Source organism: Actinomadura rupiterrae, from assembly GCF_024172125.1.
Classification (GTDB): domain Bacteria; phylum Actinomycetota; class Actinomycetes; order Streptosporangiales; family Streptosporangiaceae; genus Spirillospora; species Spirillospora rupiterrae.
Genome location: NZ_JAMZEA010000009.1, coordinates 398,120 through 424,340, shown reverse-complemented (window position 1 = coordinate 424,340; position 26,221 = coordinate 398,120). Strand labels below are relative to the sequence as shown.

The window sequence follows — 26,221 nt, the reverse complement described above, 5'->3', positions numbered from 1 at the left end:
CGTCTCCGATGCTGCCGGTCCATCCGATGATTCCGCGGTCCGAGGTCAGCCGCGGAGCTGCTTGAACGCGCGGGTCTGCGCCGTCAGGGCCCGCTCGGTGGGCAGCCGCTCCATGCTGCTCGCGCCGTAGAAGCCATGGCAGTTCTTGGCGTGCGCGAGGACGTACGCGGCGTCCTCCGGTTCGGCGATCGGGCCGCCGTGGCACAGCACCAGGACGTCGTCCCGCTCGTTCAGCGCGGCCTCCGCCCACGCGTCGACGAGCTCCACGCAGTCGTCGAGCGTCTTGGCGGTCTCGGCGCCGATCGCGCCGCCCGTTGTCAGGCCCATGTGGCAGACGACCAGGTCAGCGCCCGCGCGGGCCATCGCGCGCGCGTCGTCCTCGGAGAAGACGTACGGGGTGGTGAGCAGGTCGGCGGCGCGGGCGGCCCCGACCAGCTCGACCTCCAGGCCGTAGCCCATCCCGGTCTCCTCCAGGTTCGCGCGGAAGACACCGTCGATCAGGCCGACCGTCGGGAAGTTCTGGATGCCGGAGAAGCCCATCTCGCGGAGCTTCGCCAGGAACGGTCCGCGCAGCAGGAACGGGTCGGTCCCGTTCACCCCCGCGAGGACGGGCGTGTGCCGCACGACCGGCAGCACCTCGGCGGCCATCTCCACGACGATCTCGTTGGCGTTGCCGTAGGCGAGCAGCCCGGCGAGCGAGCCGCGCCCGGCCATCCGGTACCGGCCGGAGTTGTAGATGACGATGAGGTCGATCCCGCCGGCCTCCTCGCACTTGGCCGACAGGCCCGTCCCGGCGCCGCCGCCGACGATCGGCTCGCCCCGCCGGGCCATGTCGGTGAAGCGCTCGACCAGCTCGGCGCGGGCGAAGCTCATCGGGAGACCTCCTCGAAGGCCGCGACCAGCGCGGCGGCGAATCCGGGATCGTTGACGTGGTGCGGCGACCGGACGATCCGCCGGTCCGCCGTCTGCCGCACCCTCGCCTCCAGCGTCTCGAACAGGACGCGGTCGGCCTCGGGGTCCCAGAACGGCGCGTCCGGCGCATCCAGCGCGGACACCCCGCCCTCGGGCAGGAGGAACCGCACCGGCCCGTCGCACGCGTTCAGCTTCGCCGCGATGAACTCGGCTATCTCGCGGCACTCCTCGGGGCTGGTGCGCATCAGCGTGACCTGCTCGTTGTGCTGGTAGAACAGCCGATCGGCGTACCGGTCGGGCGCCGTGTCGCGCGCGCCGAAGTTCACCATGTCGAGCGCGCCGCACGACCCGACGTACGGGACGCCCGTGCGCGCGAACACGTCGAGCCGCTCCGGGCCCGCGCTGAACACGCCGCCCGCGATCAGGTCGCAGATCTCGGTGGTGGTGATGTCGAGGACGGCGTCGACCAGGCCGTCCCCGACCAGCGCCTCCATCGCGCGTCCTCCGGTGCCGACGGCGTGGAACACCAGCGGGTCGTGATCGGCGGCCAGGCGTCCGGCGACCTCGGTCACGCACGGCGTCGTGACGCCGAACATGGTCAGCGCGACGGCGGGACGGTCCCCGGCGGGCGGGACGGGGCGCGCGACCATCCCGGCGAGCGCGTGCGCCGCGTTCCCGATCACCTGCCGCGAGATCCGGTTCAGCCCGGCGACGTCGGTGACCGAGTGCATCATCGTCAGGTCGCTCACGCCGACGTACGGCCCGACGTCCCCGGCGGCGACGGTGCTGACGACCAGCTTCGGGACGCCCACGGGCAGCGCGCGCAGCGCGGGCGCGACCAGCGCGGTGCCGCCGCTGCCGCCGAGGCCGAAGACGCCGCCCAGGTCGTCCCGAGCGGTGAGGAAGCGCTCGAACGCCACGGCCATGGCCGAGACCGCCGTGCCGCGGTCGCCGGTGAACACCGCCTCCGGGCCGTCCGGGTGGTGCGCGGCGACCTCGGCGGGCGTCACGTCCGCGCCCTTGCCGCCGCCGGACGCGCTCGTGGAGACGTCCACCGTCCTGACCGGCGTGCCGGCCCCCGCGATCAGCTCCGCCGCGTACCGCAGCTCCGTGCCCTTGGTGTCGAACGTCCCGACCACATACGCAACACGACTGCCCGCCACAGGCCCGCCCCCTTCGACGGGCCCGACGCTACCGACCGCGAACCCGCCCGGGCAACGAGCACCACCGCGTTCCGGCGCCTGTCCGTCCCTTGCGCCTCCGGCCGCCTCCGGCCGCTCCGGTCCTTGGTGCCGGACGCCGCGTGGGACATGATGGCGCTATGCCCAAGCCCTACGCGAGCGCGATCATCGACGCCCCGGTGGACAAGGTCTGGCAGTCCGTCCGCGCCTTCGGCGGGATCGCCGAATGGCACCCCGCCCTCGACTCGTGCCGCCTCCAGGAGGGCGACGACCTCACGGTCGGGGCCGTCCGCCGCCTGACCGCCGGCGACGCGGTCTTCGTGGAGCGGCTCACCTCGATCGACGACACGGCGCGCGTGCAGACCTACGAGTTCATCGAGAGCCCGTTCCCGGTCCGCCGCTACCACGCCACGATCCGGGTCGCCCCGATCACCGCGTCCGGGCAGACGTTCGCCGAGTGGTGGGCCGACTACGAGGCGGACGAGGCCGAGACCGCGCGCCTCACGCCGTTCTTCCGCGACGCGGTGTTCGCCGCCGGGCTCGCCGAACTCGCCGCCTACACCAACAAGGCGTAGCCGGAAGCAAGGCCAAGCCGGTAGGCCTGGCCAGGAAAAGGGCGTAGTAGCTAGGTCTTCGTGGCGGGCGGGCCTGTACCCGCGCATTCGGAATCGCGTGCGGCCAGGTCCGCTATCGCCTCGCAGAGCAGCGCCTCTTCGCGCAGCAGCCGCGCGGTCTCGGACAGCGCCGCGGCATAGTCGTCCTCGGCGTCCAGGGTCGGCATGTCCCCGCGCCTCCTCTCGGCGAAAGATCCCTCGCGCACAGTCAACTCCCGTGGGGGATCTTGTCAAGAGTGCCGGGTGGTGCGGAGGGCGCCGCGCGGGGTCCTGGGGAGCCGGAGAACTCCTGGGAACCCCGCACGGCCGCGTCCCGGGTCAGCCCTTCGCGCCGTGCCCGGCCACTCCGCGCTCGATCGCCTCGATGACGCGCGGCCGCAGCTCGGCGGCGCTGACGATCGCGTCCACCGACCCGACCTCGACGGCGCGCTGGATGCTGTGCACGCGGTCGAACTCCGCGGCGACCTCGCCCAGCTTCTCCGCGCGGACCGAGCCGCGGACCTCCGCGAGCCGCGCGGTCAGCGCGACCCGCTCGGCGCCGACCGCCGCCGACACCTCCGCCTGCAGCGCCGCCACCCGCGGGTCGTTCGCCGTCCGGGCGTTGACCTCGCCGGAGAACACCACCGCGGCGGCCGGCGCGCCGCCCAGCACGGACGCGAACGACCCCTCCAGCGCCAGCACCGTCATGTTCGGGTTCAGCGCCTTGGAGAACACCACGAACGCGCCGCCGTGGTACCGCGAGATCACGCAGAACACGATCGGGCCCTCGAAGTTCACGATCGCCCGGCCGATCTCCGCGCCGTACTCCAGCTGGAGCTTGCGCATCGACTCCGGCGAACCGTCGAACCCGGACAGGTTCGCCAGCACCACCAGCGGACGGTTCCCCGACGCGGCGTTGATCGCCCGCGCGGTCTTCTTCGACGACTGCGGGAACAGCGTGCCCGCGGTGTAGGCGTCCGGGCCGTCGGTGGGCGGGAAGCCGCGCCGCGGCACCGCCCGCGACTCGATCCCGACCAGGCAGACCGGACGGCCGCCGATGTGCGCGTCCTGCACCACCGAGGTCTCGGCGTCGGCCATCCCGGCCCACCGCTCCAGCACCGGGTGGTCCTGGTCGGACAGCGCCCGCATGACCGTGCGGATGTCGAACGGCTTCTTGCGGTCCGGGTTGTGCTCGGCGGAGAAGACGTCCCCGACGCGGGTGAAGTCGCTGCCCTCGACCACGTGCGGGAAGTCGCGGATGTCGCGGTCGGACGGGTCGGTCGTCCCGATCGTCCGCGGGCCGGGCTCGCCCGGCACGACGTAGGTGTGGTCGTAGTGCGCCATCAGCACGTCCCGCGCGGACGGCAGGTCCGGCGCCCAGTACTGCGCCTGCCCGTTCGGGCCCATCACCCGGTCGTAGCCGCCGATGCCGAAGTTGTCCTCGGCCGACACGCCGCCGGAGAAGTCCAGCGACTGCTTGCCGGTCAGCACCATCGCCGAGTCCGGCGTCATGACCAGGACGCCCTTGGTGTGCATCAGCATCGTCGCCTCGGCGTTCCAGTACGGCTGCGCGCCGACGTTGATGCCCGCGACCACGACGTTGATCTCGCCGCCCGCCTGGGTGAACTCGACGATCCGCTTCAGCGCGGCGGCGACCCAGTCCATGTTCTCGGTGCCCGACTCCATCGAGATCCGGGCCCCGGCCGACAGTGCGTACCACTCCAGCGGGACGCCCAGCCTCTCCGCCAGGTCCAGCGCGGCGATCACGCGCCGACACTCCGGCTCGGACAGCGCGCCGAGCGCCTTGGTCGGGTCGCCCAGCAGGACGACCCGGGTCACGCCCTCCGGATGCCGCTTGGTCGGCGTCGTCACGACGCCCGCGACGATCGCGGCGGTGTTGCGGCCCCGCGGACGGTCGACCGGCACCAGCTCGTGCGCGTCGTTGAGGTCGTGCTCGGTGAACTCGCCCAGCAGCCCGGTCAGCTCGTACGGGTAGACGGTGTTGCGGCTGCGCGCGCGCAGCACCTTCTGCCGGTAGTCGTCCAGCGGCTCCACCGGCCCGGTCGGCGGCTCGCCCATGGTCAGCTCGACCCCGCCCGCGGCGTCGAACCCGATCCGGACGGCGATCTTGCGCAGCTCGCCGGTCGCCTCGTCCCGGCGGCGGCCGATGAACAGCATCTCCTCCAGGCCCGCGCCCTCGGCCGTGGGCAGCACCCGCTCGAAGATCTGCTCCAGCTCGGCGCGGGACAGGTCGCTCGGCGGCCAGACGTAGACCACGATCCGGTTCGTCGCGAACCGCTTGTTCGACGGCCGCTGCGCCTGCGCCCGCCGGATCGAGTCCAGGCAGGTCGCGATGGTGTACTCGGCCATCGGCAGCGCGACGTGCGAGCCGTCCTGGTCGCGCAGCGCGGTCAGGTCCCGGACCTGCGCGAACGCGACGAGCCGCTCGTCGGACGGGTTCTCCCGCGCGACGCACCGGAACAGGTACACCTCCTCGTCGGAGGACGGCAGCCGGGTGAGGTCGAACGCCTCCAGCCGCTCCATCTGCATGCGCTGCGCGATGTAGGGGTGCAGGCCGCGGATCAGCCGCTCCTCGACCAGGCCGTCCGGGGACGGCCGGAACGTGAAGTGGTGGTGCATGACCGCGCCGCCGCTGCCCGCGACGGTCGCGGTCAGCCTGCGGACGCGCGGGGGCAGCGGGTGCAGCGCCAGGACGCGCTGGAGCGCGGCGGCCATGGCGTCGAAGTCCTCGGGCTGCTTCTCCCAGGACAGGTAGATGTCGGCGTCGATCGCGTCGCCCGCGTCGGGGCCGTCCGCGAGCTGCGCCAGGCCGTCCAGGGCGCGGCCGAGCCGGTCGAAGCCGACCGCCGCCGACACGACCGACGAGCCGGCGCGGCGGGCGATCACGAAGGCGCAGTCCGCGGCCGTCGCGGTCCGGACGTCCAGCAGCTCCTTGTTGCCGTAGTAGCGGCGGGTCAGCACCTCCAGCATGACCGAGTTGTCCAGGCCGGCGCCGTCCGGGCCGCCGCGGATCAGCCGCTGGCCGAGCAGCCGGACGAGCGGCTCGGTGCTGCGCACCATCTCGGCGACGCGCTCGGCGCGGTCCGGCGAGTCCGGCATCGCGTCCAGGTGCCGCAGGTGCTTGCGCACCCCGGCGTACACCTTGGCGCGGTTGCGGCGCAGCAGCGGCTGGCCGAACCAGGCGAACACGACGCCGCGGGCGAGGTCGGACACCATCGGGAAGCGCACCTGCGTCGCGGAGATCAGCCGCTCCAGCGCGAACGCCGCGGGCTCGCGCAGCGCCTCCTCCGGCGTCGGGTCCGCCAGCCAGGCGCGCAGCAGCGCGGTGACGACGGCGGTGTTCGCCGACGCGCGCTGCTGCGCCAGGAAGATCCGGAACACCGCCGCTTCGAGCTCGGGCGTGCGCTCGTCCAGGTCGGCGACGCCGTAGTGGGCGAACGCGGTGGCGAGCTTGGCGCGGAAGTCGTCCGGCAGCCCGGCGCGCTCGGCGTCCAGGCTCTGCAGGTAGGTGTGGAAGTACTCGCGGGCGCTGTAGGCGTGCCCGTCGGAGCCGAGACCGTTCAGGTTCAGGCCGGCGCCGGTCGGGCGCGTCCGGCCCAGCTCGGCGATGTCGGCGAACGCGGTCAGCAGGTCCAGCTCGGCGGCCAGCGGACGGTCGCCGAGCTCGGCGGCGGTCCGGCGGGCGGCGAGGTAGCCGTCCAGCGTCCGGCGCTCGTCGTAGGGGTCGGCGTCGAAGCCGAGCAGCAGGCCGCGCAGGTCGCCGCGGCCGCGGGCGGCGCGCTCGTGCGGCGGCTCGCCCCCGTCCTGGTCGGGCAGGTCCAGATCGGCGGACGCCTCGTCCGCGACGTCCTCGGCCGCGTCCGCCAGCGGTTCGAGCCGCAGCAGCGGCGCGCCGGTCTCGACCTGGCCGCCGACCGACACCAGGCATTCCTTCAGCCGGGCCTTGAACGGCGCGCGCAGCACCGTCTCCATCTTCATCGACTCCAGCACCAGCACCGGAGCGCCCGCCTCGACCTCCGCGCCGACCGCGAGCGGCGTCGCGACCACCAGCGCGGGCGCGGGGGAGCGGACGACGCCGCCCTCGTCCCGGCTGATCCGGTGCGCGATCCCGTCCACCTCGACCAGGTGCACCGGCCCGTGCGTGCCGGTCAGCAGCCGGTACCGGACGCCGTTGACCACGATCTGCCCGGCGTGCCGGTCGAACCGGTCCAGCTCCACGTCCGCGGTGCGGACCTGGTCGCCCGCCTCCAGCCCGACCCGGAACCGCTGCGCGCCCACCCGCGCGACCCGCACCCGGTAGCCGACACCGCGCAGCTTCAGCTCCAGCGGGCGGCCCGACTCGTGCCGCGCCTGCGGACGCCCGCCGGACGCGGTCACCAGCAGCCGGCGCTGCTCGGCCCGCTCGGTCTCCTCGTACGCCTCGATCGCGGCGGCGGCGAGGGCCACGGCCGCGTGCCGGTGCGCGACCAGGCCGCCGTCCTCGCGGACCCGGTCGATCCAGCCGGTGTCGGCGGTCGCCCCGACGACCTCGGGCCGGTCCAGCAGCTCCAGCACGAAGCTCTTGTTGGTCGCGCCGCCCTCGATCACCACGGTGGTCTCGGCCAGCGCCCGGCGCAGCCGGCCGAGCGCCTGGTCCCGGTCCCGGCCGAACGCGATGATCTTGGCGATCATGGAGTCGAAGTCGGCCGGGATCCGGTCGCCCTCGCCGACCCCGGTGTCCACCCGGACCCCCGGCCCGGCGGGCAGCACCAGGCGCGCGATCCGGCCGGGCGCGGGCGCGAAGTCGCGGTCGGGGTCCTCGGCGTTCAGCCGCGCCTCGACGGCGTGCCCGATCTCGGCGGGACGCTCGCCCTCCAGCCGGCCGCCGGCCGCGACGTGCAGCTGGAGCCGGACCAGGTCGGTGCCCGTGGTGATCTCGGTGATCGGGTGCTCCACCTGGAGCCTTGTGTTGACCTCCAGGAACGCGAACAGCTTCTCGCCCGGGTGGTACAGGAACTCGACCGTGCACGCGCCCCGGTACCCGACCGCGTTCGCCAGCCGCTCCGCCGACGCCTTCAGGTCGGCGACCTGCTCCGGCGCCAGCACCGGCGACGCCGACTCCTCGATGATCTTCTGGTTGCGGCGCTGGACCGAGCAGTCGCGGACGCCGAGCGCCCACGCGGTGCCCTGGCCGTCCGCGATGACCTGGACCTCCACGTGCCGCGCCCCGGTGACCAGCCGCTCCAGGAACACCACGCCGGAGCCGAACGCGCGCAGCGCCTCCTGGCTCGTCCGCTCGTAGGCGTCGGCCAGCTCCTCGTGCGAGGACACCTTGCGGATGCCGCGCCCGCCGCCGCCCGCGGTCGCCTTCAGCATCAGCGGGTAGCCGATCTCCTCCCCGGCGCGCAGCGCGTCGTCCAGGGTCTCCACCGCGCCGCGGCTCCACGGCGCGACCGGGACGCCGACCTCCTCGGCGATCAGCTTCGCGCCGATCTTGTCGCCGAGCCGGCGCATCGCCTCCGCGGACGGCCCGACGAACGTCACGCCGATCCGGTCGCACAGCTCGGCGAACGCCGGGTCCTCGGCCACGAAGCCCCAGCCGACCCACGCCGCGTCCGCGCCGGTCTCCACCAGCGCCCGCTCCAGCACCGCCATGTCGAGGTAGGGCCGCGCCGCGGCGGGGCCGAGCGGGTAGGCCGCGTCCGCCTCCCGGACGAACGTCGCCCCGCGGTCGGCGTCGGTGTACAGCGCGACCGTCTCGATCCGCGCCCCCGTCTCCGCCGCGAGGTCCCGCACGGCATGGATGAGCCGCATCGCGGCCTCTCCGCGGTTCACGATCGCGATACGCCTGAACACCGGCCGAGCCTCCTGAACACCTGCACGCGCGATGGGCGACCCCCGGCACCGGGGCATCGCCAAGTCCGCTGTCCAGCCTCTCCGATCACGGCCCCCGGAACCAATGCGCGCATCCACACGTGCCTAGCCCTCTGCGTTGTAGGGACCCGACAAAACCCCGGCACCCCCAGTCGTCACCCAGCGTGACGACTCGCGGGCCCGCGTCACCGCGTCCTAGGCTGGACCGCATGATCGAGTTCGCCCTTTTTTGGGCGACTTCTCCCGGGTGGCCGTCGTCTGGGACGAGTCAACCGACAGCTCGGCCTGACCTCACTTCTCCAGCTGCCGCCGGATCTTGTCCGGGTCGCCGAACAGCGGCGCGTCGCGCTGCGCCCGCAGCCGCTCCATCTCGCGCCGGTCCCGCTTGGTCGGACGGCCCGTCCCGCGGTCGCGGATCCCGATCGGCGACACCAGCTCGCGCGGCGGCGGGGGCGGGCTCCTGTCGATCAGGCACTCCTGCGCCACCGGCGCCCCCACCCGCTTCCGGATGATCTTCTGCACCACGACCACGCGCTCGCGCCCCTCGACCCGGACCCGCACCTCGTCCCCGGCCTTGACCGCCGTCGCCGGCTTGGCGCGCTCGTCGTTCACCCGCACGTGCCCCGCCCGGCAGGCCGCCGTCGCCTGCGACCGCGTCTTCACCAGCCGGACCGACCAGATCCAAAGATCGACCCGGACCGTCCCCTCACCAGCCATGCCCGAACCCTAACCCCACCCCCGGGCGACCCCCGCCCCATTTTCCCCGGCCCTCCCGGCCTGACCACCGGTCCGTGCCGCGATGCGGCGGAGGCGGGTTCAGTCGGCTATGGCGAAGCCCAGGGAGACCGCCGCCGAGACGACGATCTGGCCTGGCGCCAGGTCGCCCTCGATGCCCCCGACCAGGCCGCTGTGCGTGCGGGTCTTGAGGCCCTCGGGGTCGATGTCCTCGATGTGCAGGACGCGGCCGAGGCGGACTCCCGCGGCCTCCGCGTAGAGCTCGGCCTTGGCGCGCGCCGCGGCGACGGCCTCCCGGCGCGCCCGCGCGCGCAGTTCGGGCTTGGCCCGCGCGTCGAAGGTGATGTCGTCGATGCCGTTGACACCCGCTTCGACGATCTCGACGAGCAGGCGCTGGAGCGAGTCGACCGCGTCGGTCTCGATCTCGAACCTGGCCTTGCAGCTGTACCCCGTCTGCGTGCGCGCGTCGGTTCGCGGGTTGTACTCGTAGTTCGTGGTGAGGACCAGCCTGGACGGTGAGACGCCGGCGGCCGGGATGCCGTGCGCCCGCAGGACGCCCCGGAAGTCGGCGATCAGGTCCTGGGCGCGCTGGAACGCCTCGGCGGGGCTCGGCTCCACGCCGCCCAGCTCCACCTTGACGCGAGCGAAGTCCGGTTCGGCCGCGACGGTCGCGGCGCCGAACACCGACACGCCCCAGGGCTGGGAGATATTCGGGTCGGCGAGCACGGTGCCTCCGGAGGGTTGAGGTCGCAGGGATGGAGATCCTATTGCCGCCGGATGTCTCGTGGGGCGAGAGGTTGGGGGTTACGGTGGGGGCGTGGGGGTGATCGGGAAGCTGCGGGTGCCGCGGGGGGACGCGGTTTTCGCGGCCGTGGCGGCGGCGGTGGTGCTGGCTGTTCCGGCCATCCGGGACACGGACGGGGAGCGGGCGCTGTGGCCCGGGGGCGGGCTGCTGATCCTGGCGGGGACGCTCTCGCTTGCGGTGCGGCGGCGGTTTCCGGTGACGGTGCTGGTCGTGGTCACGGCCGCGGTGATGCTGTATTACCCGCTCGGGTATCCGAACGGGGCGATCGCGCTGGTGTTCCCGATCGCGCTGTTCACGGTCGCCGCGGAGCGGCGGTTGTGGGTGGCGCTGAGCATCGCGGGCGTCGTGGAGGCCGTGGCGGTCGGCGCGGGGCTGGTGCGCGGGCGGCGGCTCATGGACGACAACGCGCTGGCGTGGCTGTCGCTGGGGCTGCTCATCACGGTGTGGCTCGGGTACTACGTGCGCGGGCGGCGGGCCCGGATGGAGGAGGCCGAGCTGCGGGCGGCGGAGGCCGAGCGGACGCGGGAGCAGGAGGCGGTGCAGCGGGCCGTCCAGGAGCGGCTGCGGATCGCCCGGGAGCTGCACGACGTGCTGGCGCACCAGATCTCGCTGATCAACGTGCAGGCGGGCGCGGCGCTGCACCGGCGGGAGGAGCCCGCGCAGGCGTACGCGGCGCTGGAGGCGATCAAGCAGGCGAGCCGGGAGACGCTGCGCGAGCTGCGGACGGCGCTCGGCGTCCTGCGGCAGGTGGACGAGGAGGTCGCGGTGGCGCCCGCGCCGTCCCTGGCGCGGGTGGACGAGCTGCTCGACCAGGTGGTGGCGGCGGGCCTCGCGGTGCGGCTGGACGGCCGGGACGCGGCGTCCGGGCTGCCCGTGGAGGTGGACCTCGCCGGGTACCGGATCGTCCAGGAGGCGGTGACGAACGCGGTGCGGCACGCGCGGGCGCGGACGGTCGCGGTGCGGATCGAGCGCGCGGACGGGATGCTGGTGGTGCAGGTGGACGACGACGGGCGGGGACCGGTGGGCGAGGGGTCGGGCGGCCACGGGCTGCGCGGGATGCGGGAGCGGGCGGCGTCGATCGGCGGCGAGGTGGCGGCGGGACCGGGGCCGGACGGCGGGTTCCGGGTGCGGGCGCGGCTGCCGCTCGCCGGGCGGGACGGGGGGATCGCGTGATCCGGGTGCTGCTGGCCGACGACCAGACGCTGGTGCGGGCCGGGTTCCGGTCGATCCTGGTCGGCGAGCCGGACATCGAGGTCCTCGGCGAGGCCGACGACGGCGCGCAGGCGGTGCGGCTCGCCGCCGAGCTGCGGCCCGACGTGGTGCTCATGGACGTCCGGATGCCGGTGCTGGACGGCCTGGAGGCGACCCGCCGGATCGTCGGCGACGAGCGGCTCGCGGGCGTCCGGGTGGTGATCCTGACGACGTTCGACCTGGACGAGTACGTCTACGGCGCGATCCGCGCGGGCGCGAGCGGGTTCCTGGTGAAGGACACCGAGCCGACCGAGCTGATCCACGGGGTGCGGGTGGTGGCGCGCGGCGACGCGCTGCTCGCGCCGGCCGTGACCCGGCGGCTGATCGCCGAGTTCGCGCTGCGGATGGCGGCGCCCCCGCCCGCGACGGCGCTGGACGCGCTGACCGTCCGGGAGCGGGAGGTGCTGGAGCTGGTCGCCGCCGGGATGTCGAATGAGGAGATCGCCCGGCGCCTGGTGCTGAGCCCGGCGACGGCGAAGACGCACGTGAGCCGCATCCTCGCCAAGCTCGGCGTGCGCGACCGGGCGCAGCTGGTGGTGCTCGCCTACGAGTCCGGGTTGATCCGTCCCGGCTGGCTCGGCTGACCGCCTAGCGGACGGTCACGAGGTCGGCGGTGCCTTGCAGGGCGTGGGCGCGGCCCGTCCGGTGGTCGGGGAGGCGGGTCAGCAGGGCGTGCCGTCCGGGACGCAGCTTGGTGGTGATGACGACCGAGCGTCCGGGTGACATCGCCGTGGCGCCGGAGGCCGTCCCGGTGAAGGGGAAGACGCCGAACCAGCCGCGCGCGATCGCGGCGAAGAAGCCGTCCAGGTGCTCGCGGGTCGTGTCCGGACGCACCGGGACGAGCAGCGCCTCGTTGAACGTCCCCGAGTCGTTGGCGAACCGGACGGGCGCGTGCGCGGGCAGTTCGGCGGGCGCGCGGAAGCGGGTGCCGTCCGGGGTGTCGTACAGGACGACCTCGGCGAGCGGCGGCGGCTCGCGGCCGTCGACGGCCTCCTCGGGGTCGCCGGGCGGGGCCGCCGCCAGGACGTCCACCTCGTGCAGCGAGCCGGAGCGGCCGTAGGGGAGCAGGTCCGCGAAGTCGATCATGTGGTGCACGCCGGCGCCGAGGGTGAGGCGGGCCGAGGCGGCGGAGCCGAACGGCACGGCCGCGCCGCCGTAGAGCGTCGCGCGGGCCTCGATCCCGGCGGCGGCCGTCACGGCGACCGACGGGTCCGTCCGGTCGTAGGCGCGTTCGAGCGCGGTGAGGAACTCGACCGGGGCGAGGCCGGGTCGCAGCCTCGTCAGGCCGACCTGCGCGCCGTCCGGGTCCGTGGTGCTGATCCGGAACGTGGTGTCGCCCTCGACCAGCGCGGTCGGCGCGGTCAGGCGGGTGGCGGGGGAGCCGGACAGGGACCTGGTGACGGCGCGGGGAGCCGTGACGAGCGTGCGCATGGATGGAGTCTCACACTTCGTGCTCGGCCGGTCATCGGACCGCAGTTGTCTAGCACATACTCCTTAAGTTGTATTTCGCCGTGCTTGACAGTGTTGGTCAGATATGGCCGCCCGGGCGGATCGAGCGAGAGTGAACCGTCGCTCCAGCGAGGCTCACGACCCTGGGGGTGCACCGACCCCCCACAGAACGGGACGACCATGCTGAACCGTCGTGACTTCCTCCGCGCCGGCGCCGTGGGCAGCGGCGCGGCACTCCTGCCGGCGCTCGGCGGGACGCCCGCGCGCGCCCGCACCCCGCTGCTGCGCACCCGCGCCCCGCTGGCGCCGGTGCCCTTCACCGCCCCGCTCAAGGTGCCGGACGTGCTGCGCCCCGTCCGCCGGACGGCGACGACGGACTTCTACGAGCTGACGGTCAAGGAGGCCACGGCCGAGATCTACCCGGGCGTCCCGGCGACCGTCCTCACCTACAACGGCACCTCGCCCGGCCCGACGATCAGGGCGCGCGCGGGCCGCCGCATCGTGGTCACCCAGACGGACGCCATGATGCACGAGACCTCGCTGCACCTGCACGGCGGGATCGTCGCGGCAGACGACGACGGCCACCCCTGCAACGCGGTCATGGCGGGCGGGTCGCGCGATTACCACTACCCGAACAAGCAGGCCGCCGCGACGCTCTGGTACCACGACCACGCGCACATGATGGAGGCCGAGCACGCCTTCAAGGGCATGGCGGGCTTCTACCTGATCGGCGACCCGTTCGAGGAGGCGCTCGGACTGCCGGACGGCCCGCGCGACGTCCCGCTGATGATCCGCGACGCGCGCTTCGACGACACCGGGCAGCTGATGTGGGTGCCGGACGACTTCCGCGGCCGCAAGGTCGCGCTGGTGAACGGCACGCCCCAGCCGTACCTGCGCGTCCGCCCGGCCTGGTACCGGCTGCGCCTGTGCAACGGCGGGACGCTCGCCGAGTACAAGCTCGCGCTGAGCACCGGCGACGAGATGATCGCGATCGCCTCGGACGGCGGGCTGCTGCCCGCGCCGCAGGCGCTGGCGATGGTGGACCTCACGCCCGGCGAGCGCGCCGAGGTGCTGGTCGACTTCTCCCGCTACCCGGCCGGTACCCAGCTCGTCCTGGTGAACCAGCGCGGCAAGGTCGACTCCGACACCAACCTCATGCGGTTCGTGGTCGGGGACGGTCCGCGCGTGGCCGGCGGGCCGTTCCGGCGGCACCGAGGCGTCCCGTCCCGGCTACGGCCGATGCACCGGCTGACCGGGGAGGACGCCGTCCGGAAGATCACGCTCGGCATCGCGGGCAACCCGGGCGCGCCGACGATCGACGGCAAGCTGTTCGACATGGACCGGATCGACACCCAGGTCCCGTTCGGGAACACCGAGCTGTGGGAGGTGTCGAACCTCGACACCTACGTCCCGCACAACTTCCACGTCCACGGCGTCCACTTCCAGGTGCTCGACCGCAACGGGACGCCCGTGACGGGCCACGAGACGGGCTGGAAGGACACGGTGTCCATCCCGGAGTCCACGACCGTCCGGTTCCGCGTGCGCTTCGACCACTACCGCGGCCGCTACCTCTACCACTGCCACCTGCTCGACCACTCGGACATGGGCATGATGGCGCAGATGCAGATCTCCTGAGCGAACGCGTCTCCTGAGCGAACGCGAACCGGCCTCTGGCCCGCCCCCTCCGGGACGCGGGCCAGAGGCCGGTTCGTGCGGTCAGGCGGCCTGCTCGGCGGCGAGATGCTCCGAGAGGGCCTGGACGGTCGGGAAGTTGAACAGCAGCACGGCCGGGACCTTGATGCGCAGCTCCGCCGCGACGCGCTTGGCGACGGTGACCGCGCCGAGCGAGTCCAGGCCGAGCTCCTCGAAGGTGGCCTCCGGGTCGAGCTCCTCGTGCGGCAGGTCGACCTCGCGCGCGACCGCCTCCGACAGGCAGTCCTCGATGCGCGTCCGGTCGAGCCGCTCGGCGGACAGGGTCATGCGTTCCTCCCTTGATCCTTCTCAGTCGTGTCGTGCGGGCCCTCGTGCGTGTCTTCGCGCGTGTCGCTCGGCGCGCGGACGACCAGCGCCGAGTTGAAGCCGCCGTAGCCGCGCGCCACGACGAGCGCAGTCCGGACCGTCCCCTTGCGCGCGTCTCCGACCAGGTCGATGCGCATCTCGCGGGACGGCGTGACACCGGGCGTCGGCGGGATGACGCCGTCCCGGATGGACAGCAGCGCGGTCGCGACGTCGAGCGCCGCACCCGCGTACATCCGGCCGGTGAGCACCTTCGGCGCGGTCACCGGGACGCCGTACGGGCCGAAGACGGCGGCGAGCGCCTCCGCCTCCGCGCGGTCCAGGTCCGGGGTTCCGGCGGCGTCGGCGAACACCACGTCCACGTCGCCGGGCTCCACCGACGCGTCCTGCAGGGCCCGCTCGATCGCGCGGCGCAGTCCCGGCGGGCGGCCCGACCCCGGCGGCGGGTCGAACGTGGCGGCATGCCCGGCGATCTCGCCGTACCGCTGCGGCGGGACGCGCGACCCGGACGCCTCCAGCACCAGCATCGCGCCGCCCTCGCCGGGCACGTAGCCGCACGCGTCCGCCGCGAACGGGACGTAGGCGCGGTCCCGGTCGGCGGACCGGCTGAGCAGCCCGTTGCTGAGCTGCGCGACGACCCCGTACGGGCAGAGCGACGCGTCCGTGCCGCCGGTGACCACCACCCGCGACCCGCCGCGGACGAGCCGGCGCGCCTGCGCGATCGCGTCCAGCGCACCCGCCTCCTCGGCGGAGATCACGCCGCACGGCCCGTGCATCCCGTGCCGGATCGAGATCTGGCCCGTGGTGGCCGCGTAGAACCAGGCGATCGACTGGTACGCGCCGACCCACTGCGGGCCGCGGCTCCACAGCCGCTCGATCTCGCGCTGGCCGAAGTCGGTGCCGCCGGACGAGCTGGCGGTGACCACGGCGCTGGCGTACTCGGGCAGCTCGGCGGGGGAGACGCGGGCGTCGCCGAGCGCCATCTCGGCGGCGGTGAGGCCCATGTGCGTCCAGTGGTCGGTCTGCGGGATCAGCCGGTTCGGCACGTGGTCCGAGGCGGTGAAGCCGGCCACCTCGCCCGCGAACCGCAGCGGGTAGTCCGCGGCCTCGAACCGGGTGATCGGCCCGATGCCGCTCTCCCCGTTGAGGGTCGCCTCCCAGTACGTCTCGGTGCCGAGCCCGTTGGGCGCGACCACGCCGATGCCGGTCACCACCGGGCCGCTCATCGCGGTACCTCCTTCGTGAGGGCGCCCGCGAGCGCGCGGGCGGTCCGTTCCTGCCAGCCGCGCTGGAAGAGCCGCCGGTACAACCCGGGGACGTGCCGCGCGAGCGCGACGCGCAGCCTGTACTCGGCGCCCGGCACGCATTCCGGACGGCCCGCCGCAGCGGCGGCGAGCGCCTTCCGAACCACGTCGGACGCGTCCAGCACCGGGCCCATCCGGCCGCGGTGCGCGCCCTTCGCCTCGCGCCCCGCGGTGCGGGTCGCGCCCGGGCAGACCGCGATGACGCGCACGCCGAGCGGGCCCACCTCCTCGCGCACCGCGCGGCTGAACGTCGTGACGAACGCCTTGGTCGCCGCGTAGGTCGCGCCGCCGGGCGCGGGCGTGAACGCGGCGACCGACGCGAGGTTGAGGACGGTGCCGGACCGCCGGGCGACCATGCCGGGCAGCGCCGCCCGGGTCAGCCGGACCAGCGCCGCCGCGTTCAGCTCGATCTTGTGGTCTTCGGCGGCGGCGTCCTGGAGGGCGAGCGGTCCGACGCGTCCCATCGTCCCGGCCGCATTGACCAGCACCTCGACCGGACGGTCCGGATCGGCGAGCCGCGCCTCCACCCGCGCCCGCTCGGCGGGCACGGTGATGTCGGCGGCCAGCGTCTCGACCAGGACGCCATGCCGCTTCGCGATGCCGACCGCGACGTCCTCCAGCGGCCCGGGCCTGCGCGCGACCAGCACCAGGTCATGCCCCCGCGCCGCCAGTTCCCAAGCGAACGCCTCCCCGATCCCACTGGACCCACCCGTGACGACTGCCGTTGCGGGCGAGCCGCTGAGGCCGCCCGCCCGGGCGTCCGGTAGAAGGGCCGCGTCCGTACTTGCCCGCGCGGGCGGGGAGACCGTGCGGGTCGAGTCCTGCGCGGGCGGGGAGGCCGTGCGGGTCGCGTCCTGCGCGCGGCCCGCACGGCCTGTCCTTGGGGTTCGCAGGTTCATCGGCCCGCCGCGGCGACGTCGGGGGTGCCCGCGATGATGGCGTTGTCGGACGGGCTGCGTCCCGGAGCCGTCGGCGCGGACGCCGGCGCGCCGTGCGCCGCGAGCGTCTCCAGCCGCGCCACGACCTCGGACGTGTGCGGCTGGGCCCGGTTCTCGGCCGCGACCCGGCGGGCCGCGTCGCGCAGGGAGGGGGCGGCCAGCACGTCCGCGACGGCCTTGCCGATCTCGGCCGGTGTCGACTCCCACGCGGGGATCGAGGCGCCCGCGCCGGACGCGACGGTCCGCCGCGCGTTCAGCACGGTGTCGCCGCCGGACGCCAGGATCAGCTGCGGCACGCCCCCGGCGACCGTGGTCAGGGTCGTCCCGCCGCCGCCGTGGTGGACGACCGCGTCACAACTCGGCAGCATCAGGTGCAGCGGGACGTCCTCGGCGACGCGGACGTTGCCGGGCAGCTCGCCGAGCAGGTCGGCCTGCCCGCCGAACACGCCCGCGAGCACCTCCACGTCCAGCGAGGCGATCGCGAGGATCGCCTCGTGCACGAAGTTCATGTTGCCGAGGATCGTGGAGACCATCGAGCCGAGGCTGATGAACACGCGCGGCCGCTCCGGCGGCTCGGCCAGCCACGCGGGGATGACCGACGGCCCGGCATACGGGATGAACTGCATGCGCTGCCGCGCGACGAGCCCGCCGTCGTCGATCTGCATGCTCGGCGGGCACGGGTCGAGCGTCAGGTCGCCGAACGGGTCGGCGCCGCTGATGCCGAGCTCGGCGAACAGCCGGTCCCGGGCCTCCCGCTCGTCCGCGTCGCGGGCGAGGGTGTAGTCGGGGCCGGGCAGCACCCGGACGGCCGGGACGCCGAGGATCTTCGCCGCCCGCACCGCCGCGTACATCCGCGGCTCAAACAGGATCAGGTCGGGACGCCACTCGCGGGCGAGGTCGAGCACGGGCCCGGCCATCTCGCGCGCGCCGAGCGCGAACATCTCGAACGCGCGCGCCGCGCGGCGCTTCTCGTGCTCGGCCTTGTCGGAGCCGGGGCGCTTGGTGAAGCCCGCCCACACCGAGGCGAGGTCGAGCTCCTCCCCGGCGACCGAGAGGGTGAGGCCCGAGCGCATCGCGGCGCCCTCGACGCCGGGGGCGCTGACGAACATGACCTCGTGGCCGGCCGCGCGCAGCGCCCAGGCGGGCGGGACCAGGGTGAAGTAGTGCGACGCGGTCGGCCACGTCGCCAGCAGGACGCGCATCGGCGCACCTCCAGATTCGCAGGACGGCAGGACGGAACGGGGGGCCGGGTCAGCGCAGCTCGACGACCCGGTGCATGCCCTCGGCGGCGCGCTTCACGGCCGTGTCGGGGTCCCGGTAGAAGGACAGGACGGCGTACCGTCCGGGCGGGTAGTCGAAGTTGAGCACCGCGCGGTAGCCGGGGGAGATGGCCATCAGGCCGCCGACCTGGTGCAGCAGCGGGTTCTGCGGGTTCTTCCCGGCGGCCAGGTCGTCGTAGTACCGCTGGATGTCGGCGTCGGTCGTGGCCGGGTCGAGCCCGACGAACACGGCCTCCTGCGGCTGCGAGGTCTGGTTGACGACCAGGTACGAGCCGCGCGCCTTCAGCCTCGACGGCAGCGCGAACCGGGTGTCGGGGCCGCGCTGGACCATGCGGATCAGGCCGTCCACGCGCGGCGGACGGGCCCGCAGCCAGGTCTGCCCGACGTCGAGCCGGCGCATGTTCGCGCCCTCGATGCCGTAGTAGGTGCCGGGACGCAGGTTGACCGTGACCGAGACCGGGCTGGTCGCGGGGAACACGCCCGCGCCGCCGAAGAACTCGACGTCCCGGTACAGCGCGCGCAGCGCGGGGATCGCGACGGCCTTGTCCGGCGACTGGCTCTGCGCGAACTCGGTCATCGCCTGCTGCAGCGGCACGCCCTCGCGGATCGAGCCGGTGCCGAGGAAGTGGCCCCAGGCGTCCGGGGTGGTGACGCGCAGCGTGACCGGACCGGCCGGGCGCGGGTTCGGGCCGGGGAACTCGAACCCGGCGCTCGTCACGGTGATCGGCAGCACCGGCGCCGCCGGCAGCGGCTCGGCGCGGGCGGGACGGGCGCCGGCGGGCGCGGCGGCCGTCCAGGCGAGGGCGGCGGCGCCGACGACGGCGGCGCCGGTCAGGGAACGGCGGACGGAGGCGGCCATGCGAAGGCACTCCCCTCGGTACGCGACCACGGCTCCGTGGTCGCGGGTTCTATGGGTCAGGTGTCGATGCGGATGTCGATGAGCTGGTGCGGGTTGATCGAGCGGCACTTGACGAGCTGGAACGCCTCGCAGAACTCGTCCTCGCCCTGCTCGTGCACGCGGGCCTGCCGGGCCCACCAGCGGGCGCGCGCGAGCAGCGCCTCCTCGCGCATGTACGGCTTGGACGCCTCGGACTGGTACTGCGCGATCGCCGCGAGCTTCTTGTCCATGAAGTCGGTGACGTTCACGTACAGGTTCGGGATGAACCCGGAGTTCAGCACCGGCGGCTCGCCCTGCAGGATCAGCCGGGGCGACGGGACGCGCTTGGCGAGCGTCGTGGCGACCAGGCCGGTGGCCTGGTGGTCCTGGTGGTCGTCCTGGAGCTGCGGGCTGGTGTAGTGGGTCATCACCACGGTCGGCGCGACCCGGCGCAGATGGCTCTCGATCTTGGCGTAGGTCTCCCGGGCCACCCGGACGTCGCCGTCCGGCAGGCTCTCGATGGTGATCGTCGCGCCGATGATCGCCGCCGACGCGGCCGCCTCCCGGACCCGGTCCTGCGGCCGCGCGACCGAGCTGTTGAACCCGTCGGTCAGCGCCACGATGTGCACGTCGTAGCCCGCGTGCCGGAACGCCGCGAGCGTCCCGCCGCAGGCCAGCTCCGCGTCGTCCGGGTGCGCGAAGACCGCCAGCACCCGGCGCGCGTCCAGCCCGTCCGCGCGGCTCACCGGACGCCCTCCCCGACCGGCTCGCCCCGCGCGGCCCCGTTCGCGCGCCCGTTCGCCGACCCGTTGCCGTTGGACGACCCGTTGGCCGCGCCGTTGGACGAACCGTTGCCGTTGGACGAACCGTTGCCGTTGGACGAACCGTTGGCGTTGCCGTTGCCGTTGGCCTGGTGTTGCAGGGCTTCGGCGGTGCGGGCGGCGGGGGTGCCGGGCATGACGGACTCGACCCAGCCGTCGATGTTCTCCTGCCGGACGCGGGTGATGGCGAGCGCGCCGGGCGGGACGTCCTTGGTGATCAGCGAGCCCGCCGCGGTGTACGCGCCGCCCGCGACGGTCACCGGCGCGACCAGCGCGCAGCCCGCGCCGATCATCACGTCGTCGCCGACGACCGTGCGGTGCCGGCGAAGCCCGTCGAAGTTGACGAACCCGGTGAACCCGGACAGGTTCGTGCGCTTGCCGATCTCGCCGTCGCCGAGGTAGGCGAAATGCGGGACCTTCGAGTCGTCGCCGATCGTGGTGGCCTTGATGTGCGTGAACGACCCCATCACCACGTCCCGGCCGGAACGGGTGTTCCCGCGCAGGTAGGCGTAGGGGCCGACGTCGTTGCGCTCGCCCAGCTCGACCGACTCCAGCGTGGAGCAGCGGACGCGGGTGCCCGCGCCGACGACGGTGTCGACGAGCGTGCAGTCCGGGCCGATGACGGTGTCCGCGCCGACGACGGTGCCGCCGCGCAGCTCGGTGTTGCGCAGGACGGTCGCGCCGGGCGCGAGGACCACGTCGGTGTCGATCCAGGTGGTCTCCGGGTCCAGGACGGTCACGCCGGCGGCCATCCAGGACCGGACGATCCGGTCGCGGGTGAGGCGCCGCGCGGTGGCGAGGCCCGCCTGGTCGACGACCCGGACGGCCTCGCGGGCGTCGGCCTCCACGGTGGCGACGTGCGCCCCCGAGGAGTCCAGCGCGTGCATCGCCCGGACGAGCGGCTCGCCCGTCGCGAGGTCGCCGCCGGGTGCCGTGCCGTCCGCCTCGTCCGCGGACGGGTCCGGCACGCCGGACGGCCCGGACGCGCCGGACGGCTCGGCGAGCGCCCGCACCAGGTCGCCGCTGCGGAACGCCCAGGCGGGGCCGAGCCGCACCGCGGCGTAGCCGCCCTGGTGCAGCAGCCCGGTCAGCCGGGTGACGCTCGCGGCGGTCAGCATCGGGGTGTCGGACGGGATGATCACGGTGGTCGCGGTGCCGGCCAGCGCCGCCCGCAGCTCCGCCAGGTCGCGCACCGGCCGCACCGGCGCCTCGCCGGGCGCGCCGTCCCCGAGCTCGGCGGCGACCTCGCGGTCCGCGCCGACCAGCAGGATCTCGCCGGCGCCCGCGGGCGCCGCGGCGGCGAGCACGTGCCGGATCATGGGGCGCCCGCAGAGCTCGGTCAGCGGGCCGGGTCCGTTGCGGGTCGGCGCTCGGCAGAGCAGGACGACCCGGACCGGTGTGGTGGATCGGCTCATGGGCGGCCCCTCCTCTCAGCGTGGTTCGTTGCTCGCATCGAGGGTGGGCGGCGCCGCTCGCGCCCCGGTAGTGGACACCTTGCTCGCGCCTGGCTCGTTCCCTGACCGACCGGTCAGACGACTTCGAAGTTGCCCATCATCGCCATGTCCTCGTGTTCGAGGTTGTGGCAGTGCAGGACGTAGCGTCCGCGATGTCCGGTGAAGCGGACGAGGACGCGGGCGCGCTCGCCCTGGTCCAGGTCGAGCGTGTCCTTCCAGCCGGAGTCGTACGGCCCGGGCTTGCCGCCCTTGCGCGCCAGCACCTGGAAGTGGCCGAGGTGGATGTGCACCGGATGCGTGGTCGCGCTGGCGCGGAACTCCCACAGCTCGACCGTGCCGAGCTTGGGCCGCGCGAGGACGGTGTCGGGGGAGAACGCCTTGTCGTTGATGGTGAAGCCGTGCCCGCCGTGCACCTTGCCGCGCTTGAACGTGAACTGCCGGTGCGCCACGGCCTGGCCGGCGGACAGCTGCTCGACGTCCGAGAGCCGCGCGGGGACCGAGCTGTCGTCGCGTCCGCCCCGGACGACCCGGAACCGCATGACCCGGGACGTCCCGCCCGACCCGGCCGCGTTGGCGAGCGTGACCTCGGTGCCGACGCGGTACTTCGAGAAGTCGATGACCACGTCGAACCGCTCGCCGGGCGCGACCGCGAGGGTGTCGTGCCGGACGGGCGCGGCGAGGAACCCGCCGTCGCCGCCCACCTGCACGAACCCGCCGCCGCCCGCCGGAGCCGGCGACAGCCTCAACCGGTAGACCCGCGCGTTGGACGCGTTCAGCAGCCGGAACCGGTACCGGACGGCCGCGACCTCCAGGAACGGCCACGGCGCCCCGTTGACCAGGATCGTGTCGCCGAGCACGCCGTCCGCGTAGTCGGACAGGACGCCCGGCCGCCCCCGCAAGGACGGGTCGAGCGACGGGTAGTGCAGCGAGCCGTCCGCGCCGAACGACCGGTCGGCCAGCATCAGCGGGATCTCGCGGTCGCCGTCGGGGAGCGGGAGCGCGTCGTCCTCGTCGTCCCGGACGATGTGGAACCCGGCGAGGCCCATGTAGACCTGCGGTCCGGTGAAGTCCATCCGGTGGTCGTGGTACCAGAGCGTGGCCGCGCGCTGGTCGAGCGGGTAGGTGTAGTCGCGTCCGGCGCCCGGCCGGACGACGTCGAGGGGGTAGCCGTCGCTGTCGGCGGGTGTGATGCCGCCGTGCAGGTGCGTCGCCGTCGGCCGTGGCAGCTCGTTGCGCAGGTGGACGACGGCCCGCCGCCCGCTGCGGCTCTCGATCGTCGGACCGGGGAAGGTGCCGTTGAAGCCCCAGATCTCCGTGCTGTGACCGGGGACGATCTGCGCCTTCGCCGTGTGCTGGACGAGCGTGTAGTGGTCGGACGACGCGTCCGACCGGTCGGGGCGCAGCACCGGCGGCACGGGCAGCGGCACCTTGAACGGCTCGACCTTCACCTTGCTGGGCAGCACCCGTCCTCCCGTGTCGGCCTCGCCGCCGCCCCTGTCGCCGTGGTCGCCGCCACCTCCGATCTGATCGGTGCCGCCGCAGGATCTCAGGGCCACGACGCCGGCGAGACCGGCCCCGGTGGCGAGCAGGAACGTTCGGCGCGAGGTCGGCATGGCTGCTCCCTGTCGTGCGGTGGCCGTCCATCCCGACTATAGGCTGGCTATATGTAGATGAGCTATCCATCGCAGTCGTGGACTCCGGTGGTGCGGCCGCCCGTGTTGGGCGAGAATGATCCACGGGGTGGCGACTCGATGCCGGGACGGCGCTGTGCCCGGCGGCGGAGGTTGATGATGCGATCGGTGGCTCGGCCGGCCGGGACCGGGCCGGGAGCGGAGGGCACCTCCCCGATCGATCGCTACGTCGCCCGGATGGAGCGCTCCCTGCGCGGCCCGTCCAGGGTCCGCGCGGACATCGTCCAGGAGCTTCGCGACGGCCTGGAGGACGCGGCCGGCGGCTACGCCGAGGAGGAGGGCCTGGACCGGGACGAGGCCGAGGAGCTGGCCGTCGAGGAGTTCGGCGACGTCAGCGAGCTGGCCCCCGACCTCCAGATAGAGCTGAGCTTCGCGCAGGGCCGCCGCACCGGCTGGATGGTCTGCCTGCTGATCGCGCTCCAGGCGTTCGTCGGCCAGTTCGCCTGGCAGCACGACCCGGACGCGGTCGGCCCCGGCGTCCGGCTCGGCGAGGGCTACCACCTGCTCGCCCAGAGCCTGGACTGGTTCCAGTACTCCACGCTGGCGGTGGCGCTGCTCGGCGTGCTGTTCTTCGGCTGGGGCGGGCGGCTCGCCCGGGTCCGGCCGCGCGTGGTCGGCATCGGCGCGCTGTTCGCCGTGGTCGCGCTGGTCGTCAAGAGCACCCTGGCGGTGCTGCTGGTGGCGCTCGTCCCGGGCATGCTCGCGCACGAGCTGTCGGCGCCGATGGGCATGCTCAAGGAGCTGGTCATCTGGGTCGTCCCCACGCTGTACGTGATGGGGTCGGCCGTGTTCTGCCTGCGCGTGTCGATGACCCGTCCGGTCGCCGAACCCGCCTGCTGACGAGCGCCGTCCGCGCCGCGCCGACCTGCTGACGAGCGCCGTCCGCGCTTGTTCCCGCATCTGATGACCTTCACTGGCCAGCCTCGCGCCCGTTCCTGACGGTCCGCCGTCCGCGCCCTCGCGCGAGCCGCAGGTCGTTCGTGTTTTCGCAGGTCAGCACGGTGCTCCAGGGATCCTCCAGCGATCTATATATAGACAGGCTATATGTAGGCGTAGTACATGTAGGCTGGCAAACTATTTGGAAAGGAGGTGCGCCGGACAGATGAACCGCGCAGCTTTCCGCGCACCGATCCGCCCGCCGCGTTCCTCCCGGCTCAGACCGGTCGTGGCGGCGCTCTCCCTGCTCGTCCTCGCCCTCGCGGCGGGGTTCGCGCCGGGAGCGGTGGACGCGGCGTCCCTGACCGACCGCGCGTCCATGCCGCCCGGGGCCAAGCCCGGCGACTGGGCGCAGTGGCAGTTCGGGAGCAGGGGCGGCCGGTACAACCCGTACGAGCACCGGATCACGCCCGCCAACGTCAAGAACCTCAAGCTCAAGTGGTCCTACGTCTTCGAGAACTACACGGGCATGGTCTGGAGCCAGCCCGCCGTGGTCGGCGACAGCCTCTACGTCGGCGGCCCCGACTCGAAGTTCTACGCGCTGGACCCGAAGACCGGCGCCACGAAGTGGACCTTCGACCTGCGGCCGTACGCCGGGCAGGTGCCGCCGCCCGACGCCGACATCTTCCAGAAGAACGCCGTCCGGGACGGGCCGTCGGTGGTCGGCGACCGCGTCTACTTCGGCGACGGGCGCGCGCACATGTTCGCCCTGGACCGGAAGACGGGCAAGTTCCTCTGGATGACCAAGATCGACACCCATCCGCACGCGATGGTGACCGGCTCGCCGACCTTCTTCCAAGGCCGGATCTTCGTCGGGGTGTCGAGCTACGAGTACAGCGTCGCGGGCGACGACTCCTACCCGTGCTGCACCTTCAGCGGGAAGATGGTCGCGCTCGACGCCCGGACCGGGAGGATCGACTGGACGTACCGGACCATGCCCCCGTCCCAGCAGGACGGGACGTGGCCCGGCGGCACACCCAGGTTCGTCTCCTCGGGCGGCTCGGTCTGGTCCACCCCCGTGGTCGACGCGAAGTCCAGGACGATCTACTTCGGCGCCGGCAACAACTACAGCGGCACCGGCGGACGGTCCGACTCGGCCATCGCGCTCGACGTCGACACCGGCAAGGAGCGGTGGACGCGCCAGATGACCCATCCGGACGCCTGGACCGTCCGGTGCCTGTCGCCGCTGCCGCCCGGCGGGTCGTGCCCCGGCCTCGGCGACGGCACCACGCTCGACTACGACGTGGGCAGCGGCCTGCTGTTCCAGATCCACGGCCGCCCGGTCGTCGGCTTCACCCAGAAGTCGGGGATCTACCACGTGCTCGACGCGCGGACCGGGCAGATCGTCTGGGAGACGCAGCTGTCGGTCGGCGCGGTGAACCAGCCGTGGCGCGGCATCGAGTGGGGCGCCAGCTACGACGGGCACCAGCTCTACATCGCCACCTGGCGCGCCTACCCGGGCACGCTGTTCGGGCTCAACCCCGACACCGGTGAGATCAACTGGCGCACGCCGATGCCGGACGACGCCTGCACCACCGGCGGCGCCGCGCACCCGATCCGGATCACCCCGCCGAACGACCCGCCCGTCTGCTCCAGGGGCATGGTGTCGGCGGTGTCGTCCTCGCCCGGCCTGGTGTACGAGGGCGGCGAGGACGGCAAGATGCGGATCTACTCGTCCGCCACGGGCCAGAACCTGTGGACCTACGACGCCGTGCACATGTTCCAGGGCGTCAACGGCCGCAGCGGCCCCGGCGGTTCCATCTCCGGCAACGGCGGGGCCGTGGTGTCCAACGGCATGGTCTTCGTCGAGTCCGGTTACCAGCTCAGCCACGGCATCCCCGGCCACGTCCTGCTGGCCTTCGGCCTCTAAGACACCTACCGGACGCCTTCCGGAGCGCTGAGCGCGCCGGGACCGAACGCCCCCGTGCGGCCCCGGCGAACGGGCCCTGACCCGCGGTTCCCCTGCCGCGGGTCAGGGCCTTCGGCATGCCCCGAGGCCGGAGGCGGCGGTGCGTGCGGCCTTCCACCCGGGCACCAGTGCGACGCCAGCGCCCGGGCCGACCCTCCATGAGGAGACAGCTTCCCCGGCCCAGCGGAGGTGGGC

At 73.7% G+C, this 26,221-nt stretch carries 21 protein-coding genes; 6 read left to right on the top strand and 15 right to left on the bottom strand.

The window, feature by feature from the left end; translation table 11 throughout:
- Nucleotides 1-45 precede the first annotated feature (45 nt).
- Both FHU30_RS31975 and FHU30_RS31970 read right to left on the bottom strand, forming a co-directional pair.
- A complete protein-coding gene (locus FHU30_RS31975; protein WP_253880851.1) occupies nt 46-873 on the bottom strand; it encodes a phosphoenolpyruvate hydrolase family protein in 828 nt (275 codons plus the stop codon).
- Complete coding sequence (locus tag FHU30_RS31970; RefSeq protein WP_253880849.1) at nt 870-2,075, bottom strand: Tm-1-like ATP-binding domain-containing protein; 1,206 nt, start codon at nt 2,073-2,075, stop codon at nt 870-872. Before FHU30_RS31970 ends, FHU30_RS31975 begins: the two co-directional genes overlap by 4 nt.
- A gap of 158 nt (nt 2,076-2,233) precedes the next feature.
- On the opposite strand from FHU30_RS31970, the gene FHU30_RS31965 reads away from it, so the two are divergent.
- Nucleotides 2,234-2,668: an SRPBCC family protein gene (locus tag FHU30_RS31965; protein WP_253880847.1), complete on the top strand. Its 435-nt coding sequence runs from the start codon at nt 2,234-2,236 to the stop codon at nt 2,666-2,668.
- Between the two features lie 50 nt (nt 2,669-2,718).
- On the opposite strand, the gene FHU30_RS31960 is transcribed toward FHU30_RS31965, so the two are convergent.
- From FHU30_RS31960 to FHU30_RS31945, 4 genes are all read right to left on the bottom strand, one after another.
- The gene (locus FHU30_RS31960; protein ID WP_253880846.1) at nt 2,719-2,913 is read right to left on the bottom strand and encodes a hypothetical protein; all 195 of its coding nucleotides are present in this window, start codon (nt 2,911-2,913) and stop codon (nt 2,719-2,721) included.
- A 112-nt stretch (nt 2,914-3,025) separates the two neighbouring features.
- A complete protein-coding gene (locus FHU30_RS31955; RefSeq protein WP_253880844.1) occupies nt 3,026-8,542 on the bottom strand; it encodes an ATP-binding protein in 5,517 nt (1,838 codons plus the stop codon).
- Nucleotides 8,543-8,851: 309 nt separating this feature from the next.
- Nucleotides 8,852-9,277, bottom strand: coding sequence for an RNA-binding S4 domain-containing protein (locus FHU30_RS31950; RefSeq protein WP_253880842.1), 426 nt, complete (start codon nt 9,275-9,277; stop codon nt 8,852-8,854).
- 99 nt (nt 9,278-9,376) lie between these two features.
- Nucleotides 9,377-10,021, bottom strand: coding sequence for an SIMPL domain-containing protein (locus FHU30_RS31945; protein ID WP_253880840.1), 645 nt, complete (start codon nt 10,019-10,021; stop codon nt 9,377-9,379).
- A 91-nt stretch (nt 10,022-10,112) separates the two neighbouring features.
- Between FHU30_RS31945 and FHU30_RS31940 the strand changes: the two genes are divergently transcribed.
- Together FHU30_RS31940 and FHU30_RS31935 are read left to right on the top strand one after the other, a co-directional pair.
- Nucleotides 10,113-11,273: a sensor histidine kinase gene (locus FHU30_RS31940; protein ID WP_253880838.1), complete on the top strand. Its 1,161-nt coding sequence runs from the start codon at nt 10,113-10,115 to the stop codon at nt 11,271-11,273.
- Nucleotides 11,270-11,935 carry a response regulator gene (locus FHU30_RS31935; protein WP_253880836.1) on the top strand — a complete coding sequence of 222 codons (666 nt, stop codon included), beginning with the start codon at nt 11,270-11,272 and terminating at the stop codon, nt 11,933-11,935. The genes FHU30_RS31940 and FHU30_RS31935 overlap by 4 nt, the downstream gene beginning before the upstream one ends.
- Nucleotides 11,936-11,939: 4 nt before the next feature.
- Here FHU30_RS31935 and FHU30_RS31930 read toward each other — a convergent pair whose 3' ends face one another.
- The gene (locus FHU30_RS31930) at nt 11,940-12,782 is read right to left on the bottom strand and encodes a hypothetical protein (RefSeq protein ID WP_253880835.1); all 843 of its coding nucleotides are present in this window, start codon (nt 12,780-12,782) and stop codon (nt 11,940-11,942) included.
- Between the two features lie 198 nt (nt 12,783-12,980).
- Here FHU30_RS31930 and FHU30_RS31925 point away from each other — a divergent pair, with 198 nt between their 5' ends.
- Nucleotides 12,981-14,435 (top strand): multicopper oxidase domain-containing protein, encoded by a 1,455-nt coding sequence (locus tag FHU30_RS31925; RefSeq protein ID WP_253880833.1) that lies wholly within the window; start codon nt 12,981-12,983, stop codon nt 14,433-14,435.
- An 81-nt stretch (nt 14,436-14,516) separates the two neighbouring features.
- On the opposite strand, the gene FHU30_RS31920 is transcribed toward FHU30_RS31925, so the two are convergent.
- From FHU30_RS31920 to FHU30_RS31885, 8 genes are all read right to left on the bottom strand, one after another.
- Entirely contained in the window at nt 14,517-14,780 is a 264-nt protein-coding gene (locus FHU30_RS31920) for an acyl carrier protein (RefSeq protein WP_253880831.1), read from the bottom strand.
- On the bottom strand, nt 14,777-16,042 hold the full coding sequence (locus FHU30_RS31915) for a ketosynthase chain-length factor (RefSeq protein ID WP_253880829.1): 1,266 nt from the start codon (nt 16,040-16,042) through the stop codon (nt 14,777-14,779). Before FHU30_RS31915 ends, FHU30_RS31920 begins: the two co-directional genes overlap by 4 nt.
- On the bottom strand, nt 16,039-17,019 hold the full coding sequence (locus FHU30_RS31910; RefSeq protein ID WP_253880828.1) for an SDR family NAD(P)-dependent oxidoreductase: 981 nt from the start codon (nt 17,017-17,019) through the stop codon (nt 16,039-16,041). The genes FHU30_RS31915 and FHU30_RS31910 overlap by 4 nt, the downstream gene beginning before the upstream one ends.
- Complete coding sequence (locus FHU30_RS31905) at nt 17,016-18,260, bottom strand: nucleotide disphospho-sugar-binding domain-containing protein (protein ID WP_253880827.1); 1,245 nt, start codon at nt 18,258-18,260, stop codon at nt 17,016-17,018. The genes FHU30_RS31910 and FHU30_RS31905 overlap by 4 nt, the downstream gene beginning before the upstream one ends.
- A gap of 49 nt (nt 18,261-18,309) precedes the next feature.
- Nucleotides 18,310-19,197 carry a hypothetical protein gene (locus tag FHU30_RS31900; protein ID WP_253880826.1) on the bottom strand — a complete coding sequence of 296 codons (888 nt, stop codon included), beginning with the start codon at nt 19,195-19,197 and terminating at the stop codon, nt 18,310-18,312.
- A 56-nt stretch (nt 19,198-19,253) separates the two neighbouring features.
- Nucleotides 19,254-19,961 carry a PIG-L deacetylase family protein gene (locus FHU30_RS31895; protein WP_253880824.1) on the bottom strand — a complete coding sequence of 236 codons (708 nt, stop codon included), beginning with the start codon at nt 19,959-19,961 and terminating at the stop codon, nt 19,254-19,256.
- Nucleotides 19,958-21,451: an NTP transferase domain-containing protein gene (locus FHU30_RS31890; protein ID WP_253880822.1), complete on the bottom strand. Its 1,494-nt coding sequence runs from the start codon at nt 21,449-21,451 to the stop codon at nt 19,958-19,960. Before FHU30_RS31890 ends, FHU30_RS31895 begins: the two co-directional genes overlap by 4 nt.
- Nucleotides 21,452-21,564: 113 nt before the next feature.
- Entirely contained in the window at nt 21,565-23,103 is a 1,539-nt protein-coding gene (locus FHU30_RS31885; RefSeq protein ID WP_253880820.1) for a multicopper oxidase family protein, read from the bottom strand.
- Nucleotides 23,104-23,289: 186 nt separating this feature from the next.
- Here FHU30_RS31885 and FHU30_RS31880 point away from each other — a divergent pair, with 186 nt between their 5' ends.
- Together FHU30_RS31880 and FHU30_RS31875 are read left to right on the top strand one after the other, a co-directional pair.
- Nucleotides 23,290-24,021, top strand: coding sequence for a permease prefix domain 1-containing protein (locus FHU30_RS31880; protein WP_253880818.1), 732 nt, complete (start codon nt 23,290-23,292; stop codon nt 24,019-24,021).
- 262 nt (nt 24,022-24,283) lie between these two features.
- Nucleotides 24,284-25,987, top strand: a complete 1,704-nt coding sequence (locus FHU30_RS31875) for an outer membrane protein assembly factor BamB family protein (protein WP_253880816.1) — start codon at nt 24,284-24,286, stop codon at nt 25,985-25,987.
- Nucleotides 25,988-26,221: the final 234 nt, after the last annotated feature.

Coding starts and splice junctions, on each gene's coding strand:
- FHU30_RS31900 (WP_253880826.1), bottom strand. CDS start 19,197: ATGGCCGCCTCCGTCCGCCGTTCCCTGACCGGCGCCGCCGTCGTCGGC.
- FHU30_RS31905 (WP_253880827.1), bottom strand. CDS start 18,260: ATGCGCGTCCTGCTGGCGACGTGGCCGACCGCGTCGCACTACTTCACC.
- FHU30_RS31965 (WP_253880847.1), top strand. CDS start 2,234: ATGCCCAAGCCCTACGCGAGCGCGATCATCGACGCCCCGGTGGACAAG.
- FHU30_RS31915 (WP_253880829.1), bottom strand. CDS start 16,042: ATGAGCGGCCCGGTGGTGACCGGCATCGGCGTGGTCGCGCCCAACGGG.
- FHU30_RS31885 (WP_253880820.1), bottom strand. CDS start 23,103: ATGCCGACCTCGCGCCGAACGTTCCTGCTCGCCACCGGGGCCGGTCTC.
- FHU30_RS31975 (WP_253880851.1), bottom strand. CDS start 873: ATGAGCTTCGCCCGCGCCGAGCTGGTCGAGCGCTTCACCGACATGGCC.
- FHU30_RS31925 (WP_253880833.1), top strand. CDS start 12,981: ATGCTGAACCGTCGTGACTTCCTCCGCGCCGGCGCCGTGGGCAGCGGC.
- FHU30_RS31950 (WP_253880842.1), bottom strand. CDS start 9,277: ATGGCTGGTGAGGGGACGGTCCGGGTCGATCTTTGGATCTGGTCGGTC.
- FHU30_RS31875 (WP_253880816.1), top strand. CDS start 24,284: ATGAACCGCGCAGCTTTCCGCGCACCGATCCGCCCGCCGCGTTCCTCC.
- FHU30_RS31910 (WP_253880828.1), bottom strand. CDS start 17,019: ATGAACCTGCGAACCCCAAGGACAGGCCGTGCGGGCCGCGCGCAGGAC.
- FHU30_RS31920 (WP_253880831.1), bottom strand. CDS start 14,780: ATGACCCTGTCCGCCGAGCGGCTCGACCGGACGCGCATCGAGGACTGC.
- FHU30_RS31930 (WP_253880835.1), bottom strand. CDS start 12,782: ATGCGCACGCTCGTCACGGCTCCCCGCGCCGTCACCAGGTCCCTGTCC.
- FHU30_RS31890 (WP_253880822.1), bottom strand. CDS start 21,451: ATGAGCCGATCCACCACACCGGTCCGGGTCGTCCTGCTCTGCCGAGCG.